Here is a 19,263-nt window from a genome sequence, read left to right as displayed (position 1 = left end):
GGCTGCCTAAATTCTTGCGATTTGATCGTAGAACGATCGGACATCCTTCCAGAATTGTTCCAGCTGAGCCCGTTCAGCCGGGTTCGTGGCATACGTGTTAACTTCACGCAGGGACTTAAAGTCCCGGTGCGCCAGCATTTGTCCAAGCCTCCGTGATATGGACATCCGGTTCTGCATCGCGAATGGTGCTCCTTCTGAGATATCAATATTCTGGCAACTATCAAATTCAGTGGTCAAATAGGCAATGGCCAGTTCTCGCCAATGTAGTCTCTGCTGATCGCTGCCAATTAGGCCAGGACTCTTGCCTAGCGATGCCAGACACGCAGAACGGGCTGCAGCTAATCGAAGATTGCACATTCCCGCGGTACTCGGAAACATACCAAGGTCTATTTCCATAAGAAACTGCAGCAGTCGCTGAAACACGGCAGCCTGCTCCTCAGGTGGTCGATTTGCCCAGTGCCGTTGAATATCCTGCTGCCAAACAGATAGATCAAATTCTTCACCCTGTAAGTCTGGACGATGGACTTCAAGGATTTCACTGATTCTGGCCATAATCTGATCGACGTTGTTGACGTCAATATTCGAGCGGATTTTGGGCGGAAGGACCTGCTCAAATAGGTTGGCGGAGATATCGTAGTCGCCGCGAATCGCTAAATATTCCGCTGAATAGACCTTGATACGGCCCCAGAGTGGCTCCCGCAGTTGTGCCCGGAACATTGCCTCAATTTCGTCGCGGGATTTGTCACTCGTTTGTTTATCCAGCTCGGAGTACCACTGAACTACCTGCATTCGAATTGGGATCTCGTCACTTACCTGTAAGCCCATAACCGTAAATGACCGCCCATCCTGCCGCTGTAGCCAGGCCAAGGCTCGTTGGTAGTCAGATTGTGCGTCTTCAAATCTCCCCAGGCTACCATCCAGAATTGCGCGGACGAACCAGAAATCGAAGTTCTTTCCGTATCGAGACAGATACAAAGCTCGATCGTAAAGTGAATCCAGATTTCCTTGTGCCAAGTCAGAGACCATGCCACCAATATAATATTCGTCATCGTGAACTTCGCTTGAATCGACCCCCGCGTAGATGGCGTTGGCCTCAATCACTCGACCAAGCCCTGCCAGTACAATCGCCTGAACGATTTTTGAACGGCTCGAAGATGGAAAGTCTTTCGCCAGGCGTTCGCAAGCTTCTCTTGCCTCCGCGAATTGCTCTAACCGAAGGTAACAGATCGCACTGGCACATCTTACTTCCAGTCTATCTGATTCAGAGGCTAACTCGTTTTCCAAGATCCTGACAACCTCGTCAAGCTGCCCCAATGCCATTAGCAATTCGACCCTGCGCAGCACCAGATAGGTATCACCTCCTTTCACCCGATTTGCTTCCTCGAATAACGCCACCGCCGCCCTGGCATCACCAATCGACAGTTTTGCCAATGCCTCGACATAATATCGCATCCAACTACCAGGATGATTCTCTTGAATTTGGACCGATAGTCGCTCTAACTTATCCTGGTCGTTGGCATCCAGAATGAGGGCCGTTACAAGCATTGCCACTGCACTCTTAGGACGCCGCTCTAAAGCAGCATTAGCCCAGATAACCGCTTCGTTCTTATGATTTGCCGCCTTAGAAAGATCCCCGGCATTTTCTTTTGCCGCAAAGAGAATCGCGAGATAGAGACTTAACCAGAAATTATTGCGATGCTGAAACTCCATCAAACGTAACACTCGAACAGGATCACTATTTGCTTCTACGTTCCTCCGCAACAACACTTCTAGATTGCCCGGAGTAAAATCAGAAGCAGAAAGAGTCTTCATGATTTCCGTTAACTCGATCGTCGATAGTGGGCTATCGGACAGCCGAAGCTGAACGGCAATCGATTCTGGATTCAGGCTCCGCATCCCTTTCAGTAAATCAGCATGCCCCTCCACTGGGATCATCTCGATCAGTTCATTGGCAACCAGGATCACCTTGGATTGCAGCACGGGGGACGCATCGCGCAGACGAGGAGCAATCGTGGATTTAGAAAACCCGGCCTGCTCTAAAAGCCTTTCGGCTTTGGCAACCATTTGTTTTTTAGATAGGTTGTGATCCAGCTTAGAAAGAAGTCGTTCCTCCATCAGCTCATCAGCGGCGACAGCAAATTCAACAAGCTGCCGAGCGGCAAGTATCTTCGCGGTTGTTATCTCGTTCAAATCTTGTCGCTTGAGCGAGTCAATATCCCGGAGTGTTTGTGCGGCAGCTGCCAGTCTCCCGTCAGCGACGTCCGCCTCGACACTGGCTAAACGCTCCTCGATGCTTTGACTGGCGTTATTGATTTCGGTACGTCGCGTAACCTCGCTGCGATGGCTATCGTAAAACCGCCAGGCAAACCCCAGTGAGCCTAATAGCAGTAAAACCGCAGCGACAACAATCGCAGCTCGAAGCGATTTCTGCAGAGGTCTTTTCGCGTCGAATAGTTCTTCCTGCCTCTGTCGGTTTGCTCTGTTTGTAAACCAATACTCTAGTGCATCACGCAGTTCCGCTGCCGTCCGATAGCGTGCATTTTGATTCGGATTCAATGCCGTCATTGCGACATCTACGAGGTAGTTTTCACGCACATCCCGAAGACGTTCACGACAAGCACTCAGATCTGCCTTTTGCGCCGCCGCGACCAATTGCACTGGTGTTTGCGCCACGTAGGGTGGTTTACCGGTGAGGATCACGCATAAGATCGCGCCCAGACTGAATACATCGGACGTTGTATCCACTTTTTCGTGAACTGCGTTGGCTTGTTCGGGGGGCATATAGCTAGGCGTACCGATTATCTCACCATCAACTGTAAGTTCCCCACACCGATCGCCGTCCTTCATCGCGTCTGAGTTTTCTTTTAGCGACGAGGCAACAACTTCTTCCATGGCTCTACAAGGTTTGGCCAGCCCCCAATCGATAACCCACGGAGATCCGTTTAGATCGAGAACAATGTTGGATGGTTTCAAGTCGCGATGAAGAATGGGGGAACCGGGATAATGATGAGCAATCGCTACTGCGTCGCATATCTCGATAAACTTACGAATCCAGATCTCAAGGCCGTCTTCGAGCGAGCGGCGACGAAATAGTGCCTTCATAAGTGTCTCTGGTCGCTCGTTGCCCGTCCCCAAGATCAGTCGCATGGTGAAGTAGCGAGCATTGGCAGGAGACGTTGCTTCGCCACAATCATAGATCGGGACGAATTTTTCTGAATCAAGGCCCGCTAGAGTCTGTGCTTCACGCAGAAAGCGGTCATTCACCACACCGCCAAATCCACGATCAGGCAGAATTAACTTGACCGCAACCTTGCGATTGAGTCGTAGTTCCAGCGCGGAATAAACGACTCCCATACCGCCGCGACCGATCTCCGACAGAATCACATAGCCCGGAATCACCGGTAGAGAATTAGCAACATCATCCTCTAGTTCCTCTGCCAGTCTTCGCGCTATGGAAGGCAGACGCCTCGAAGCGGAAAATTTCTCGAGAAGTTCTTCCAAATCTGGAACGGAACCACTCTGCAACCTGGCTAAATACTCGCAGACCAACAAATCGTCTGGAACTTGTTCGGCTCGGAAGGCATCGGGATATTTGCCTGCATAGTGATCCAAAAAAATAACCGTTGGACAATCGGCTTGCCCACGTCGTCGGATCCTGAACTCCATATCGACACGGACCAACCAATGTAGGAACGAGTCCGACTCGGTTGCTGGCACTGAATCTCGCCACGAGAGATAGAAAGCCTGAATATCAGGCTGCTCCTCTCCAAACCAGGCCTCTTCGAATGCCTGTACCAACGTGCGAGTCTCACGAGAAAGTGCAATCATCGCTACTCACATGAAAGTATGGGAGGAAATACGAATAACAGTTCGTGGGGCGACTATTTATATGCGGCCAGTCTATCGACCTGTGCTTCGAGTTGTGCAAGGCGCGTCTGATTATTCTTCAACTGCATTTCCGCGAACATGTTTCCTTGTTGGCCTCGCATTCGCTTTTGTTGTGCCTCTTGGATCCGCACTTGCTTGCGCAGGCTCTGGAGTTGCTGCCGGAGATCAATGTACTGCTTGCGTACCGCGGATCTGGCGTCTCCCTGCAATTCTCGGATCCTTGGATCAGGAGTTCCTCCGAGAGGTGTTACTGGACCATTCTTAAACATCTCAAGAACCGCCACAGGATCATGACGAATCAGTTGGTTGGCCTTCTGGACTGCTTCGTCAATCGCAGCCTGAAGATTCTGTGCTGAATAGGCACTGATTCCGTTTAGCGACTTGCTTTCCGAGTAAACCTCCAGCCGGACTCCGACGATTGAACGAGTGCCTGCCATACTTGTTTCAATGGGCGTCCGCAGTTTGTACTCCGAGTTGGCATTCCACTCTGGAACGAAATAATATCCCTTGATTTCGTTACCGGCCCAGTCCTGAAAGGTCGCAACCACCGTCGCATTCTTTAGGCTTCCGGTAGAGTTGTTTTCAGCAATCGCCTGTTGCGAGCCAATTCGCACTGCGAAGTCTTTATTATTCGCCTCTGGTTCTGCCGATAGCTCTTGAACAATTGGCATCAATTGACTGTAGTGGCTCCGATGAGTTTGATCTGCTTCAAACTGCCAACGCAAGACCACCTGATTCTCGAGATGACGAGACATCAGTTCAAGAACGATGCCTTCAAAGCTCAAATCTTTGGCCCTAAGCGTCGGAATCACTTGCGATTCTTGTTGAATCAAGAATTCCATATGCTTTTTTCCAATGGTCGCTAGAGTTGGGTGCGAGTCGAATGAGCGATTGGCATATTGCCCGATACGACTAACCTTGCCAACAACCTTTTCCGTATCGAGCATTTCAAGCCAGATTTCCCCATCCATCGACACGTACGGAGCAAGCTCTAAGAACTCTGCTTTGACCTTGTCCCGATTCTGTAACTGGCCCTGTGCGACTGCTTCGCTCGGAAATGCTGACCCAATGCCCATTGCAGCCAAGAGCAACAGCCAACAAACGTCGACTTCCCAATTTTCATAACGAGACATCGCGGCCCCCTTTCTGAGGAAATCTGATATTCAACCTATCGAGCTGAAAAACTTCCACCGTTGTCAACAGCCATTTTTCGCAAGAACTCGACAAACGTCATGGTGATCTGCGACTTGCATGGCTCGTCAACCTGAATGCCGACACCGGAATTGTCGTAGGCACCAATACCAACACAGTTGATTACAACGTCGCCAGATCTATTCCGCGTCGCAACATAATCAAGCACCGCCTGCTGTGAACAATTGGGAATGGTCGGGCTGCCATCCGTGTACAGCAAGATCGTGTCGACTCCAGAACAATCGAATGCTCCTCCTAACGCCCTTAGCGTTGGAGTCCCTCCCCCTACCTCCCATGCCGAGATCCTGGCCTGCGCCTCACTACAAGCATTGGGTGTCCAGCGCACCAGCCCCGATGAGACCTTCTCGAAACGTGGATCACCCCCGCTGGTTCCCTGGCCACCGAAACCAATCACGTTGAAAGTCTCGGGTTCGAGATGCTCGATGAGGCCTGAGATCTCCTCTTTGACTCTTTCAAAACGGGCATCGGCACCTTCGCTCATGGTCATGCTTCCGGAAAGATCGAGAAGAACAACGATGTTCTTTAGTTTCCCCTTCATACCCACGAAAGAAGCCAACGCCTCGCGTGCTTTTTCTACTCGCTGTTCCGCAGATTTGACTGTTTGTTCGGCTTGCTTCTTGGACTGCTCGACTTGTCTCTCTGCCTGGCGTCTGGCTTGTTCTGCTTGGGCTTGGGCCTCGACGGCATCGCGCTGAAACTGCTCCGTCTGTCGTTTGATCTCTTGCTGAATATTCTGTTGCTGTTGGGTCAATTGATCATTTTGAGTCTGTAATCTCTCCTTCCGGACATTTAGCGCGGCTTCTTCCAGCCTCAGCTTTTCCGTGATCTTCTTCGCATCGGCAAGTCTCTTCTCGACATCCTCGTCCTTCTTTTGAACGCGAGTAATCTCCGAGTTCACCAAGAGAATCAAGCCCACGATCAGCACCAGGAACAGAACCAATGTGTTGAATAGGAGGTCACTGAACGACTCATAAAAATCAAACGACTCCTTGCGGCTCTTGAGTGCTATGCCCATAGCTAGTTCAATCCATATTTCCGGAGGTCGATATCACGGGGAGTTTCATCTTTCGGCACGATTTCCCGGTCCTGCGCCGCATGACGCATGGCCGGCAAAAGATGAACCTCACATAGTTCGGCGACGTGTCCAACGAGATTGTCGCTGTTAGAGTCGACGAGGATCGACAAAATGCGTAAGGCAATTCCTCCCAGGATCGCGCCGAACAACGTGGTGTAAAACGCTGTTTTCATATTGTCCATGACAAGCTTCATGCGACCATACAGTACTTCCGTCTTTCCCATATTCTCGGGATCGAATGCCGCACTGAGTGGTTCAACAGCGAAGATCAAACCGATGATCGTGCCCACGAGACCGAGCGTGATGATTACGGTCGATGTTTGTTCCGTGAAACGCGTACGTGACTGCATCTTATTTTGGAGCAACGACACCAGATTGTCTTGATTGATGGTGTTGTCGCGGCGATAGATTTCATAGAGATTCGAGACATGGTCCCGAAACACGCTGCTGATAGAAGAGTTGAGAAATGCCTGAATCCCAGGGGCAGTCTCCAACGCTGTAAGCTGTAAATTCGATAGTTTGAATTGTTGGTGAATAAAACGAATATCCCACGCACTCTTGAACATACCTACAACAAACAAGACGAGTACAACAATGCACAGGCCCGACTTATCAGTCCGAATCGCATCCCAAAGCCGGGGACCGATGATCACAGCGATCAGCAGCAACGAGAACCCTGCCAATAGCAGCCATTCCCGCAGTGGGTGACGTTCCAGTGTCTTCGACTTCCGCGGCTTTCCGGTTTCATACATTGCGGTCATACTCTTTTTGCGAAAGTAAATCTCGACTATCGGGTAGCTGCAATCAACGGCATCTCAGCTTCTTCCGAATGCTTCGCGACGCGTACCTGGCTTGATGCCGTCAACTCGTCCATTTGAAGATGCAGGAGCTGGCCTTTGTCGCTCAGATAGATAGCCTCGCCTTCGCCAGCCATGATGAAAGCGGCACAATAAGACCGATGGCCGTATACGTCATAGACAAATTCACATTCACGCTGCTGGCCAGGCATCGCCTTAAGTTGCCATTGATCCGCCTGGCTGAGCTTTGCCAATGGATAGCTGATCCATTGACCCGTCGGCTTTTCAAAGATGCAGTGTCCGTTGACGACCGACAACACTTTCATCGGTTCGTTCGAAGGAATTCCCTCCTGGTTGTGCCATACGTGGAATTTCGAGAGATCCATTGGTGCCATTACAGGGACCGTTTCTGTAATCGTTTCGGTTTCGAGAACAGAGACTCGCGGAACATCGGTCGCTAGGTGCTCAGCTGCATTCACATTTGACCCGGTCGCTGATATTGCCGTCGAGCAGGTAGGGATCCAGACACGTGTTCGAACCCAGGACACACTCGAGCTAGAGCAGCTTCTTCGCCACGCAAACAGCCCGCGCCGACAACACCGGGAAACGAGGGACGGCTCCCAGCACGATACCGGCGTACACACATCAATGTATTGGCCGCAACACGCCTCCGGGGGAGCAATGCCACTAAGCCCAGGTGTGACGGCGGAGGGTTGCGAAAGGACACTTGAGGCGGTCTGTTGTCGCTGCTCGAGCATCGATACTCTTGGTTCGTTGGCAGAAACAGACGACCTGGGGGCAACGGCATTCGGAGCCTCTGTTTTCGAGTCTCGCGTCGGCACAACAGGTGACACTGTCTTCGCAGCTGCAGGCGGAACTTGGCGAGTTGGAGTGACCGCCGGAGCAGCGAGCGCCACCAATGCGTCGGCCTCATTTGGAAGGGAGCGGCCAAGTGCTACCGGAATGTTATGGCGAAGATTTTCAGGTGTCACCTTCGAGGTGATCCACGCGGTAAGTGCCTTTCGATCAAAGAAGACCGCTCGGTTCTTGTACTCCATCGCATCGGCAATTTCTGCCAGAATCGCTGAGCCAGCAAGCAGTTCTAGTTCCGAGAAAATCGGAGCCTTATCAGGAATTCCGCCGGTGATACGATCGTAATCCCCTTTGGCTGCGTTACGCGTTTCTTCGTCCTTCACGTCTAGGTAACGCGCCGGCGGATAGTTCGGATAGCTCGACTCCATCAGTTGCCGGTAGTTGTCGATGTCCTCTTTAGTGACGACCGCAAAAGGATCGAGTGCCGTCTCTGGTTTCAACATGGTCATCATGGCCCAAACCGATCCTCCAGAGAATAAGACGATCTTTCGCTCCCCGAGAACCGGCTTGGCCTTTATCTGAGCTTGCAATGCAGCGCCGACGACTTCCTGTGCCAGGCTCTTGGAGATTGAGACCGCGTCGCCCCCTGACTGATTGACGGCACCTTCAACTTCTTGGGCAAACGTCGCCGTGCCAAAGGGCGCGTCCAACCCGACAAAGTCCTGCGTTGTTCCGGTTCCGGTGGCAAACGTGCCCCCTTTGGTATTGCCAGAGCCAACGTCAACGACCATCGCAGTCGTTCGTTGTGCGGCCGGAATCAAGGCCAGGTTTGTCAGAGCAGCTTCTTCTCGAGCATCGATCCGGGTTAATGTGAGGCCTGCAGTTTCCTGAATGCTGCGAGCCAGATCCTGGTAGTTACTCGCAAAAGTCGGAACACCAGAACTCGCCACGCACGAGATGTTGGTCGCGGGCACCTCCATCTCGTTCATCAATGCCTCTTTAAACTGAGTCACGACGTGAGCGACATCCTGAATCTTGGCTTCTTTAAAGTTGACTCCATCCAGCCGACTGAGCGAGGTATTCGTGATGTCCTTACTCAGCTGCAATATGGAAAGGGATCCATCTTCGTTCACCTCGACCACGGTGGTCTTGATCCCCTTTGCCCCAATTTCGATTCCACCAAAACGCTCCGCGGCAATTGTGGTACTTGCCCACAACATCGCCCAGCAAAACATGCCCCAACGTACATACAGATTCATCTCAAAACCTCATCGTTGCAAAATTAGGGAAACCATAAGATTCCACCAGGAATGTGTTCTTCAATCTCGCCACGCATCTGCGAGATTTCAGGAGAAAACAGCACAGGAGGCGTTACCTCATCCACTGCCATAAACGTGTTGATTCCGCATACTGCCCCATCGTCTCGAATCAACGGCCCGCCCGAGTTTCCGTGTGAAATACGAGCGCTGTGTTCGATACTGGAAAGCTGCTGTATGTCAGTTGAGATCCGACTGACTTGACCACTGTAATAGCTGAATTCCTTTTCACGAGGCAAAAGCATTTCGGCGACAGAGTGCTTTGTGCGAATTAGCTCTGCCTTATACGCTGCCTCAGCGGAGTCATGTGCCCTGGATGCCTGACCTGGAAACCCAAGGGAGTGAACATGATCGCTTCGCTTTACCCCGGGAGCACGGCAGAGACGGAAGTATCTAGAGGGCGTGGTGCGTTCGATCTTCCCAATCGCCAGGTCAAACCGGTTGCTCATGAAAAGCACTTTCATGTCGTACATCCGATCGCGAAAAAATACATATTTCGAAAACCTGAGTTCGGAACCTCTCGCCTTTACCTTCTGCCGCAGCGTGTTGATCGACTTTGCAGTATCTGCACCAAGCTCGCGCATCATCGCTTCGTGGTCGGTGACATGTCGATTTGTCAGCAAGTATCCATCCGAAGTTACGGCGAAACACGACCCGGTCGAAAGTGGAAAGAGATCGATCGTTTCTCCACCGGCGCTGACTTCGGTCAGGGCGACAACCACCAGGCCAACCGCGTTGTAGAAGGCCTCCTCGTCGCTGGCGTCATCAATCGCCAGCTCTGAATCGTCTGCAGCCGGTGGTAATGGGGGAAGATCTTTGTCTAGATCGGCTTTCAGAACTTCGACATCCTTGGCCAATGCTGGCTTCACATCGACTGCTGGCTGCTGACCAACGACCTCTTTCGATCCCACGGAAGACGACACCCCGGCAACGATCACAACCACCAGAATCAAACACCCCACCGATACAGCACCGATCATCGCCATTCGCTTAAAGGGTACCTTGGAACGAAAGTTCCCTGAGAATTCGGGACATTGCTCCGCGTCCTGCCACGACCTCAAGTGCGAAGCGAATACCGGTGTGTCTCGCGTTACCGTCCCCTGACTTACCAGCTGGATCATCTCGCGTTTGGTGAAGGGCCCGCGTTTGTCTCCTGCATAGGCATAGTACCAGTCAGGCTTTTCGTTGACTGCCGGAACCAAATCACTCCGAGACGAACAATTTTCGACGGACTGATAACGAGCCTCGAGCAACGAAACGAGGTGTCCGGCTGACTCCCACGTCCTTCGGTCTGACGAGACGAGATGCAGGCGTGAGAACTCCTTCCGCTGCAGCATCGTTAAGAGCTGCTGATCCGAATAGGGGCCCGATATTTTGCCGCCTAATTTGATGTAGTACATCGTTAATTACCCTTCAACGACAGGTGTGGCAGCACGGTAATCACCGGTAGGTATTCCAATTCGTGTCGAGCCGCATTTCCCGAATCGGCCAGGTCAATGGCTTGGGAGGGATCGGTTGGATTCAATACAAAATGCCTCGAACCTTCGACCTCTTGAACCGGTTCAAAGGGAAGGGGCGCAAACTTCCCTTTGCACTGCGTACAGATTTCTGTGATACGGAAGACGTGACTTACCTCTTGAAATCGAGCTTCATCGGCTGCCTGATGGGTTTGCCAGTTGATGGGTGGGAGGGCCGCAACAATTTCACTTGCTTGTTTTCGGAACTGTTTAAATTGACCGTTCCCACTCCAGCTATCATTCAAAATCCATCGAGGGATACTGGTTTTGTACCATTCATTTACCTTCGCCTCGCATGCCTGGACCTCCTTGCTTGCGCCGAAGAATTCGTTCAGAGAGCCACTGCCAAATCGTCCTGCTTGGATAAGCTGGTGCAACATCAACAGACGGCAAATCGGATCGATCTTACTCTCCCTCTCACCGGCACGAAGCTGTTCGTAGACTTCCCCATAGGTTTGATGCCAAGTTGCGGGTTCAACTGCTTCTAGCTTGGGAATGGCCTCGTCTGCGAACAGCGATTGAGGTGCCTTAAATGTCAGCACGCCCTTTGGTATCGCAAATCGAGAGGACGGCACGTCCGCACCATTCAGAGGGGCTGGCCCGACCTTTCCAGGAGCTGGCTCATCATCAAAATAGTGATGATTTTCGATACCTTCCGGGTCACGATACATCCATACGTCGACAATGTACTGCCCTTTCGCTTGCCACTGGCCTAACAGCCTGGTGAAGTTCGTTCGTGCCGCCGCATGTTGCAATTCTTCGCGACAGAAGCGGTAGCCATCTCTGAACTGCGGAATTGTCTGAAAGTTCTGCGCGTGTTCGGCAGGGGGTTCCCGGTTGACGGCCAGGTCATTCGTGACGATGGCAACACTCAGATAGACCTGCTTTAGATTTTCATCAAGATTCTGAATCTCGGGATGAAAATGCTGATACTCTTCCAAAAGCCGATTCAACTCATCACTTGATACGCTGGCATCTAGCGACTCCACAAACTTCCAGTACCTGGCAATTGCCTCGAACTTCGACCAAACCAAATCAATCTCGGTTTCGGCCCGTTCCAGAATCTCGTCTGCTTCCGTACCGAGCATCCGTTTCAGATCTTCTGATTTAGACAGCACGACATTGGCATCTTGCCGCAGCGCCTCGAATTGTTTCTCGATCACCATTTGGTCTTCACCTGGGTGCAGTTGCGTGGCGACCTGAGCGACGCGGTCGGACAATTCTTCAGACCAACCGATGAGCTTCGCCTTTTCAAGGTCGATGCTCATCCGATTACGGTCGAGCCTTGCGACCTTGGCGGCATCCACCCGGTCACGGTGTTCGGCGGCGATTAGTCGCTTCTCTTCGGCAGCCGCAATCAGGAGGTCGATGTCTGATTCCGCAAAGATCGCCTTGTCTGCGGCTTCGATATCTGCAAGCAATTTCTGAAAGGCTTCATGGCGATTGCGGTCCTGGATTACCGACTCCCGAAATGCGACCATTTCGGTCGTGTGTCGCAATTCCTCAGGCAGCGAGTCGATCTCCGCCAAAGCCTCGGCGTAATCTTCCTCGGCCAAGGGACCACTCTTCACTTTGGCGATCGCACCTTCTAATGCTGCTTCATGGGCCCAATGTTGTCCCAGGAAGTAGATGACCGTGGGGACCATCGTTATCAACAGCAGCACCGATACGGCGATGGCAAAATAGTTTCCCTGTCGACTACGACTCGACGACATGAGTCGTGCCCGGTACTGCTGTTCCAGGTGCTCGTCCACCATCCTCATCGCCGCCGCCTTCGCATGCGCGATCTCAAGATCGGCCTGCTGACATTTCTGATCCTGAATCATCCGGGAAAGCCTTTCTCGGCTTTCAGTCTTCTCTTGTTCGTAGTCGATCTCTCGTTGGCGTTCTTTCATCCATCGCCGAGCCTCGGCGACGCGCGGACTTACGTCCTCGGAAGGATGACTGATCTCAAACAGCAGTTGATCCAGTTCGCCGAAGGCAGCGACAACTCCGGGGAAGTCTTTTGCATCAATGCAGTGAAGAACTTTTGCTTCCAACACCGGGAGTTGCTTGTGTAGCAGATTTCTGATTGCCTTCTGAAGCAGAGCGATCAGTGATGGCAGTACCGGTTCCAAGTAGTTGCTGTTCACCAGATCATCGGCAAGCTCGCGAATGGCGGCTTCATTACGATCTCGGGAGAACTGGCTGACGTATTCAGGAATCTCGCGAAACCAGGCCTGTTCAGTTGCACGGATGTCTGCCTCCATGAATGGATGCGATGGCTCGATTGCCAGGATACGACGCATTACTTGCAACTTGGATGGAGCAAGGGCCCGGATCAGTACCAATCGCCGAAGTTGATCGTTGAGTGGCGTCAATCGTCCAGCAACATCGAATGCGTCTTGCAATGCTTCCACGTAAGCATCTTCAATCAACTCCGCTTGGAATTGCTGACGAGTCTCTTCCGTCAATTTTTCGAGCATGCTAGGTGCCAATGAGACCAGGCGAGCACACTCTGGTAGCAGTTCTGGGAACTGCATCGCTAGTGCCACCGCGTTTTCATAATAGCCTGCCTTACGAAGCTCGGCACAACGGTGTAGTCTTGTCCGTGCAGCTCGGTAGTCCTCGAAGAATCGCGTGGGATGGGAGTGATCAGCCTGGTGCATTATTCGACTCCGGATTGGCAGGAACGGGTTGCAATATTCTTGCTGGCGAATCGCCAAAAATCAGAATTGGAAAAACATCCACTGTGTTTGACGCATGGCGCCGGAACTCGCCTTCTAGGGTGCAATAGCGGAGTAGAGTTGCCATTGCCATCTGCTCTGCAGTTGGCTTCTGGGTAACATGGCTTAGCAGGGCGACAGCCATAGGTTGATCACCTCCTGACTGGTTATGGAGGACAACAACACCGGCGTTAATTTGGAACGGAGGTTCCCAACGGAAGGGAATTTCACTGGCGCGACCGAACAAGGGGATTGCATCTGGCACCGATCCATGAAAAGGTTGCCCTGCGACGAACGGAATTTTGTAGCTTTCAATCTTGAGCGAATAGGCTGCCTTGGGCTTTCTTTTCAGATCCGTCGATTCACTTTGCTCGGCGGGAGACTGATCGCTTTCGTCCCCTACGTCGTTGTGTTTTTCCGGTTCCGAGTCAGATTCTTGCTTTCTACTTTTGCCGGGGTTTTTCTTCGATGGAACAGGCTTTGCTTCTCCCTTTGCTGGCTCCGGAAATGCGTCGTCGAACATCGCGCGAGCCATCGGACTTCTCCATCGTTGTCCGAGGGACTCGGAATCGGGGTTGTCGTAGCTACGGATCGCAGGAAACGGGTCATTGAACAGTATCCGAATATGCTGCGACGTTTCTCCTTCAAGCGACGTGAGGACGATGTCCACGGAGCTCAGGCGAAGCAATGCCAGTTCTCCAAGGCCAGGCTCAGGTTTGACGATGACGCGGCGATCATCCTCCAAGGCTACTTCGGCAACGAGAACGTCTTCGAGATAGATCTGTGAAGTTGGTCGTTTCCCATTAAACTTCCGCTCGTGGACCTGCCCGTCGACACCTAGCTGTCGGAGACGCTTCGTCGAACCGGGCAACAGAGCGCATTCGTAAACAATTTCAGGATCTGTCTTTCCCCAACGCTCCATCCGGCCTGCATCCAGGCAGATCAGTTGATCAGACACCGGAACTTCCGCCGTTTTAGGAGTCAGATCAGGGAGCTCCGCTTTCGGCATAGGATCGCGCGGCGTTTCATCTGGCTGGATATCGAGCTTTGGCAATAATTTGCTTTCTTGGTGCTTTTCACTCCTTGGCTCTTTGACGGATGGCCTCGCCGGTTCCACAGACTTATCCGGGATCGAGTTCGGTAGCGTGATCATCGCTGGCTTCTCTTCGAATGCTACTGCGTCAGCCACCGGATCACTCATCCATACAAGTGTGCCGATCACCCCTAACAAAAGCCCAACCCCGATGCAGAAAAAAGTGACGATGCCAGCCATTGATCGGCTTGGGGTTTTCGGAGGTGGCGGAATCGGTGCTTCATTGGATGGTGCCGTTCGACTTTGACTCCTTTGTCGATTGATCGCAGGCTTAGCGAATGTCTTGAAGAAGTCATCTTCGTCGTCCTCTGCCAGCGCTGCCTTCTTCGCATCGGATGGCGGTTCAAAACTGATCGGAGCCCGATTTTTCTTCACCACGAACCCGATTTCTGCGACAGCGGGCGCCGGACGATTCAAGTCAAGCAATCGCTGCGTAGGCACATTCGTGGCCTGTCGTGCAATCCCAACACCTTCTACCAAGCCGATCCAATCGAAGGTGATACCCCGAAGATCGGCCCCAAGAGGTGAAACGAAGGTGAGACTGTTAGCCTTTTCCCTGGAAAGCCGAGAAGCTGCATCAGCAAAAGCTCCAAGGACCATGTCGGGATTACTCCCCATGACAAACACGGGGCGTTCTGATTGCTGCGTCCATGTCATTAGCGCCTGCAGGCCAGCCTGGCCAGAAGTTGTCTTTTGCCACGGGAAGGGGCGACACCGTTTGATCAAACTCAGCTTGCGTTGTTCCAGAAACCGGGGAGCCCCAGACCAGGTTGTCTCGAAAAGGGCACGCGAATTTAGAATATCGAAAACCGTGACTTCACCCCCAAACATCTCGTCGGGAATTGCGATGTGATGCGAAACGAAGTTGTTTCGGGCCGTGTAATCGAGTCCCGCGCTGCAGGTTCGCGTGAGAACGTGCCACCTTGTTCCTTCTGCCTCTTCGGTGATATGCGAGCAGACGGCGAAAGCGGAATCGCTGGGGGTATCGCGGAAGAAGTCAAAACGACTGAGCTTCCGCATTGCCAATGTAAGTGGCTTAGGTAGTTCACGTGTCATCGCGACGATACCGAGCCCTGGGGCTTCAAAGGTTTCTGGCGCAGATGTATAGATCATTTCATGAATCAAAGGGAACGACTCCGCTGGGTGGGGCTATTTTGAATTTTTCCGAGAACAGGTAGGAAATAGTTTGGGATGCGCTTGATTCAAGAGAACGACCATCGGAACCTCAGCCCAGACCGGCGTACCATCTCCAACGCGGAATTCCTGAACTCCGTCTTCATTTAGCTTGACGTCAGTTCCCACCGCAGCGACTGGACAAAACACGACGTCACGACTAATTGCCTCGGCGGTATCGACGATTTCGTTGCATTTGCAATCCCGCAGAAGCTGTTTGCAGACATCAGATACCTGGACTAGGTGTTCCTGCAGAATACACTCGAAATCGACTTTCGCCGCGGCATTGGTCACTTGCTGAAACAGTGACTTGGGCAATCGATCTTTAATTGTGTCCATCCACATATCGAACTTTGTTAGCACGACGACCAAAGTCTGTGGAATCGGATCGCGAGCACCGAGTGGACGAGACGAATGCTCACGAATACGACTCGCAGCTTCCGACAGGAAAGTATCTTGTCGGGAACTCGCCGTGGCTGCCGTCGGGGCGTTCTTCATCAAACGCCGAAAACGCCTGTCTTGGGTAGGGTCGAACGTGAACATGATCCCTTTCGAGCGAGCCAGATGCCCAGTCATGTACTTGTTTTCCTGGCTTGTTCGATAGTCGAAATGCTCGCCAGCGTTGTCATACAAGCAAAGCAAAAACTCCATGTTCCGTTCATTCTTGTGTACATGCAGATCGGTCGGAGCGAGACGAAATGTGTAGGGAGGCAGATATCTGCGGAGCGTCCCGTTGACCTTGGTTTGACGCCAGGTTTCGCCATCTTCGACCTGCGTTTGCTGCACAACCGAGCTGAATCGTCGATACTCTTCCGCACCCATGTCGGAGAACAACTTCTGCTCATCCAGCAACAATGATTCATTCAAGGCCAAGTCTGCGTCGAAGAACCCAACCCCCAACGCGCCAGCGCGTTGTCGCATAGTATGAACCATCGAAGCGAGGAACACGGACTTACCGCTCGACTTGGCCCCGAGTACACTCAGCACCATCGTCGGCAACTCAAGAGACATCTGCGGAATTGTGAGTCGACATTGGGGACAAGCGACTTTCGTGCAAGTTGATCCATGGGGATCAATAGCATTTCCACCGAAATTAAATCGTTCGGGAACGAAACGCATCGCCTCTTGCCGTCCGGAGGCGTAGGCCGGAAGAAACGGATCCGGTTCAATACGTGGATCAGTTGCTACGAAATGAACACGTTCCGGAGCGAATTCGTGCCAGCAATTCGGACATATTGCCTTCTGACGGAGAGACCCGAGACGCACATGATTTGATAGAAACAGCCCTGCCATACCTTTTACACCCTCATGTACTTTTCAGGTTATGTACTGCGGAAGTCACATACGCCTTGGCTAATATGTGGTGGATTGTATAAGCCGAATTTTGCCCCGCTATCCATTCCCTTGCGCCGACTTGACAAAAATCCGAATCTTAAAGCAATATTCTTCTGTTCTTCATGTTTGCGCATCTTTACATTTCTGCTAACCACTGTCTGTAACACGATTTGCGTATTCCCTGGTCGCTCTACTATTTCTTTTCCCCGTCCACTCTGCACGACTAAGTTGGGAATGGACGCCAGTCAAACTTGCATGAGAAGGAGTCCTTCCGATCATCGTTACCACCGCCCTTAATTTGCACTGGTACGCATGTAATTACCATGTCTAATAACTGTCTGTCCGTTAGCCTCCACGTTTTTAGGCTGCGTATATCACGACTATCGAGAATCAGCGATGTTCTAGCCGTGCCGTGCCTTCCTCTTCTCAGGCACGGCTAGTAGGGTTGGTCATCCTTCCTTGGGTGGTGGCGTCCGTTCCTACTTGGCTGGCTTCCGTGGGGTTGGGGCAGTGAGTGCTCTTCGGCCTGAGCCCTCGTGCTGGTCGATGGTTGTTTGGCTACCGGATGCCCATGGCCTGGCGGAAACCTAGGCCCATTTCAAGCAAGCCTTCCGAGTCGGCGTTGCGGACCAACGATTCCACTTCCCGTTGCTCTTGAGGCGACATTTCTTTTCGGAAGGCCTCGAGCAAGACCTGGCCGACGACCTGGATTGTTCCGTTGGATACCAGGTAAGGTGCCTGCAAGACACCGGTCGAGCTTCTGACCTGCACATCTTCGATATTGCCGTTGCGGTCGCAAAGGAACAGAAGCCGGGTGTCGCCGCGGCCGTTGGCCATCCAGACGTAGTCATATACCAGGGCGAATTCGCCAGGGATCTTAGCGCCGGAAGAGTCGACCACACCAACACTTCCGACACATTCGTACTGCCGAAGTTCCGCCCCCATGTGCACGATCCCCATGACATACTTGGCGGTCGAAGTGGAGTCGAGGAATTGACGGGCCTTGCCGACCGCCAAGACATCTTGAGCCTCGCATAACGATGCTGCGCTAAGAATGACCATCAAGGTCAGCGGCATAGTAATCTTCTGGTAAGGAATCTTCATAAGTTGGCCTCTTGGTAATTCGTAGGAAACTTTTGACAGCCGTTTGATTGAAAGCTCGGTAGAAGGCGGCTATCTTGCTAGAGAACTGCTCGTTTCTCGCCAGCCGGGCGATCCGGCTGGGATCGATGGGGCTCCTTATGGTTTTTGTGAGTCGTCGTGCGTTCCTGTTTCATTACAGATCGCCGGTCACCTATCGGATGTGACAAAGCCCACTCAAAAAAACTTGCCTGCCTGAATCAGAAGTTCTCGAAAGCCTCGCATTTCCAGAGCTTACGTATCGAGATCCTGAGCGCAGAGTCACCGTGAACAGGGCTGTCTGATGAATGTTCGAACTGGCCTCTTGTCCGATTCCTTGCCGATTGCTTCCGCTTGTGAAGAGACCGGCACCGGGAATTCGTTTCAGAAACTGTTGAGGCAAGGCTGTTCGTGTCTCACGGTCGATCTACTAGCCGCATTGCCGGCCAAAGAGGGCCAGGCTTGGCGAACGGTTAAAGATCGCTTGAAACAGTCGACAACGAGTGACGAAGAGTTCCGGGATCTCGATGCCTTGAAGGACGTTACGATCGATATGCTAGACGCATTGCCCGATGCCGAGCGAAGCATCTGGTGGGAGATCTGGCAGGAATATTCGCTGCTGATGGAAGGGACCGATTTGCGGATGCTTTCAGGCATGGCAGCTCAGGACAATTCGGCCTGGGAGAAGTATTCGGTCCTGTTCACGCCGTTACTTACGCGTCAGATCTCGCGGCTTTTTCCTGAGGGCAGGGCAGGGGATATTGGCGTCGAGGACCTCGTCCAGCAGGTGAACATCAAGTTGTTCCTTGCGATCGGCGACTTCCGTCGCGAGCGGTTTGGTTCGTTCCGTCGTTACATGCGTTTGATTGCGGCGGGGGTAATCATCGACACACTTCGTTCGACCCATCGTCGCGAACGACACGAAGCCGCCTACCGAGAAGTTCAGGAGTTGCTGATTGACGAAAGTGCTCAAAGTCAGCAATGGGACCACGAATACCAAATGTCGGTGTTGCAAATAGCATGGGGAAAGCTGCGGGATGGCTTTAATCCCAAACATAGCGAGGTTTACGATCGCCTCATCGACGGCAGATCGACCGCCGAAATCGAAGCCGAGCTGCAAGTCAACGCCGCCAATATTCGGCAGATCAAAAAGCGTATCTCTCCAGTTATCAAACAGTTGCTTCGCGACTGGGGCGAACTCTAACTTCGCTTCCTCCGCC

Annotated in this window: 11 protein-coding genes; 1 reads left to right on the top strand and 10 read right to left on the bottom strand. The window is 52.3% G+C overall.

Going from position 1 to position 19,263, the window contains the following annotated elements:
- Positions 1 to 6: 6 nt before the first annotated feature.
- The 10 genes from ABD890_RS01335 to ABD890_RS01290 all read right to left on the bottom strand — a co-directional run bounded on the left by ABD890_RS01335 (position 7) and on the right by ABD890_RS01290 (position 18,028).
- Positions 7 to 3,828, bottom strand: a complete 3,822-nt coding sequence (locus ABD890_RS01335) for a protein kinase domain-containing protein (protein WP_345084824.1) — start codon at positions 3,826 to 3,828, stop codon at positions 7 to 9.
- A gap of 53 nt (positions 3,829 to 3,881) precedes the next feature.
- Positions 3,882 to 5,021 carry a hypothetical protein gene (locus ABD890_RS01330; protein WP_345084821.1) on the bottom strand — a complete coding sequence of 380 codons (1,140 nt, stop codon included), beginning with the start codon at positions 5,019 to 5,021 and terminating at the stop codon, positions 3,882 to 3,884.
- A gap of 35 nt (positions 5,022 to 5,056) precedes the next feature.
- The gene (locus ABD890_RS01325) at positions 5,057 to 6,115 is read right to left on the bottom strand and encodes a vWA domain-containing protein (RefSeq protein WP_345084818.1); all 1,059 of its coding nucleotides are present in this window, start codon (positions 6,113 to 6,115) and stop codon (positions 5,057 to 5,059) included.
- A 2-nt stretch (positions 6,116 to 6,117) separates the two neighbouring features.
- Positions 6,118 to 6,843 carry a MotA/TolQ/ExbB proton channel family protein gene (locus ABD890_RS01320; RefSeq protein ID WP_345084815.1) on the bottom strand — a complete coding sequence of 242 codons (726 nt, stop codon included), beginning with the start codon at positions 6,841 to 6,843 and terminating at the stop codon, positions 6,118 to 6,120.
- A 119-nt stretch (positions 6,844 to 6,962) separates the two neighbouring features.
- Complete coding sequence (locus tag ABD890_RS01315; protein WP_345084812.1) at positions 6,963 to 8,927, bottom strand: hypothetical protein; 1,965 nt, start codon at positions 8,925 to 8,927, stop codon at positions 6,963 to 6,965.
- Positions 8,928 to 9,067: 140 nt separating this feature from the next.
- On the bottom strand, positions 9,068 to 10,501 hold the full coding sequence (locus tag ABD890_RS01310; protein ID WP_345084809.1) for a GYF domain-containing protein: 1,434 nt from the start codon (positions 10,499 to 10,501) through the stop codon (positions 9,068 to 9,070).
- A 2-nt stretch (positions 10,502 to 10,503) separates the two neighbouring features.
- Positions 10,504 to 13,083: a hypothetical protein gene (locus tag ABD890_RS01305; RefSeq protein ID WP_345084806.1), complete on the bottom strand. Its 2,580-nt coding sequence runs from the start codon at positions 13,081 to 13,083 to the stop codon at positions 10,504 to 10,506.
- 169 nt (positions 13,084 to 13,252) lie between these two features.
- On the bottom strand, positions 13,253 to 15,529 hold the full coding sequence (locus ABD890_RS01300; RefSeq protein ID WP_345084803.1) for a GAP1-N2 domain-containing protein: 2,277 nt from the start codon (positions 15,527 to 15,529) through the stop codon (positions 13,253 to 13,255).
- A gap of 36 nt (positions 15,530 to 15,565) precedes the next feature.
- Positions 15,566 to 16,600: a hypothetical protein gene (locus ABD890_RS01295; protein WP_345084800.1), complete on the bottom strand. Its 1,035-nt coding sequence runs from the start codon at positions 16,598 to 16,600 to the stop codon at positions 15,566 to 15,568.
- Positions 16,601 to 17,482: 882 nt separating this feature from the next.
- Positions 17,483 to 18,028 carry a hypothetical protein gene (locus tag ABD890_RS01290; protein WP_345084797.1) on the bottom strand — a complete coding sequence of 182 codons (546 nt, stop codon included), beginning with the start codon at positions 18,026 to 18,028 and terminating at the stop codon, positions 17,483 to 17,485.
- A 319-nt stretch (positions 18,029 to 18,347) separates the two neighbouring features.
- Here ABD890_RS01290 and ABD890_RS01285 point away from each other — a divergent pair, with 319 nt between their 5' ends.
- Positions 18,348 to 19,247 (top strand): sigma-70 family RNA polymerase sigma factor, encoded by a 900-nt coding sequence (locus ABD890_RS01285; protein ID WP_345084794.1) that lies wholly within the window; start codon positions 18,348 to 18,350, stop codon positions 19,245 to 19,247.
- Positions 19,248 to 19,263 lie beyond the last annotated feature (16 nt).

Origin of the sequence: Bremerella cremea (assembly GCF_039541315.1) — a bacterium.
Lineage (GTDB): Bacteria > Planctomycetota > Planctomycetia > Pirellulales > Pirellulaceae > Bremerella > Bremerella cremea.
This window is presented reverse-complemented; position numbering and strand designations above follow the sequence as displayed.

What these genes read in the sequence shown, in the direction of transcription:
- ABD890_RS01285 (WP_345084794.1), top strand. Translation starts at nt 18,348, where the DNA reads ATGAATGTTCGAACTGGCCTCTTGTCCGATTCCTTGCCGATTGCTTCC.
- ABD890_RS01295 (WP_345084800.1), bottom strand. Translation starts at nt 16,600, where the DNA reads ATGTCTCTTGAGTTGCCGACGATGGTGCTGAGTGTACTCGGGGCCAAG.
- ABD890_RS01335 (WP_345084824.1), bottom strand. Translation starts at nt 3,828, where the DNA reads ATGATTGCACTTTCTCGTGAGACTCGCACGTTGGTACAGGCATTCGAA.
- ABD890_RS01325 (WP_345084818.1), bottom strand. Translation starts at nt 6,115, where the DNA reads ATGGGCATAGCACTCAAGAGCCGCAAGGAGTCGTTTGATTTTTATGAG.
- ABD890_RS01290 (WP_345084797.1), bottom strand. Translation starts at nt 18,028, where the DNA reads ATGAAGATTCCTTACCAGAAGATTACTATGCCGCTGACCTTGATGGTC.
- ABD890_RS01310 (WP_345084809.1), bottom strand. Translation starts at nt 10,501, where the DNA reads ATGTACTACATCAAATTAGGCGGCAAAATATCGGGCCCCTATTCGGAT.
- ABD890_RS01330 (WP_345084821.1), bottom strand. Translation starts at nt 5,021, where the DNA reads ATGTCTCGTTATGAAAATTGGGAAGTCGACGTTTGTTGGCTGTTGCTC.
- ABD890_RS01305 (WP_345084806.1), bottom strand. Translation starts at nt 13,083, where the DNA reads ATGCTCGAAAAATTGACGGAAGAGACTCGTCAGCAATTCCAAGCGGAG.
- ABD890_RS01300 (WP_345084803.1), bottom strand. Translation starts at nt 15,529, where the DNA reads ATGATCTATACATCTGCGCCAGAAACCTTTGAAGCCCCAGGGCTCGGT.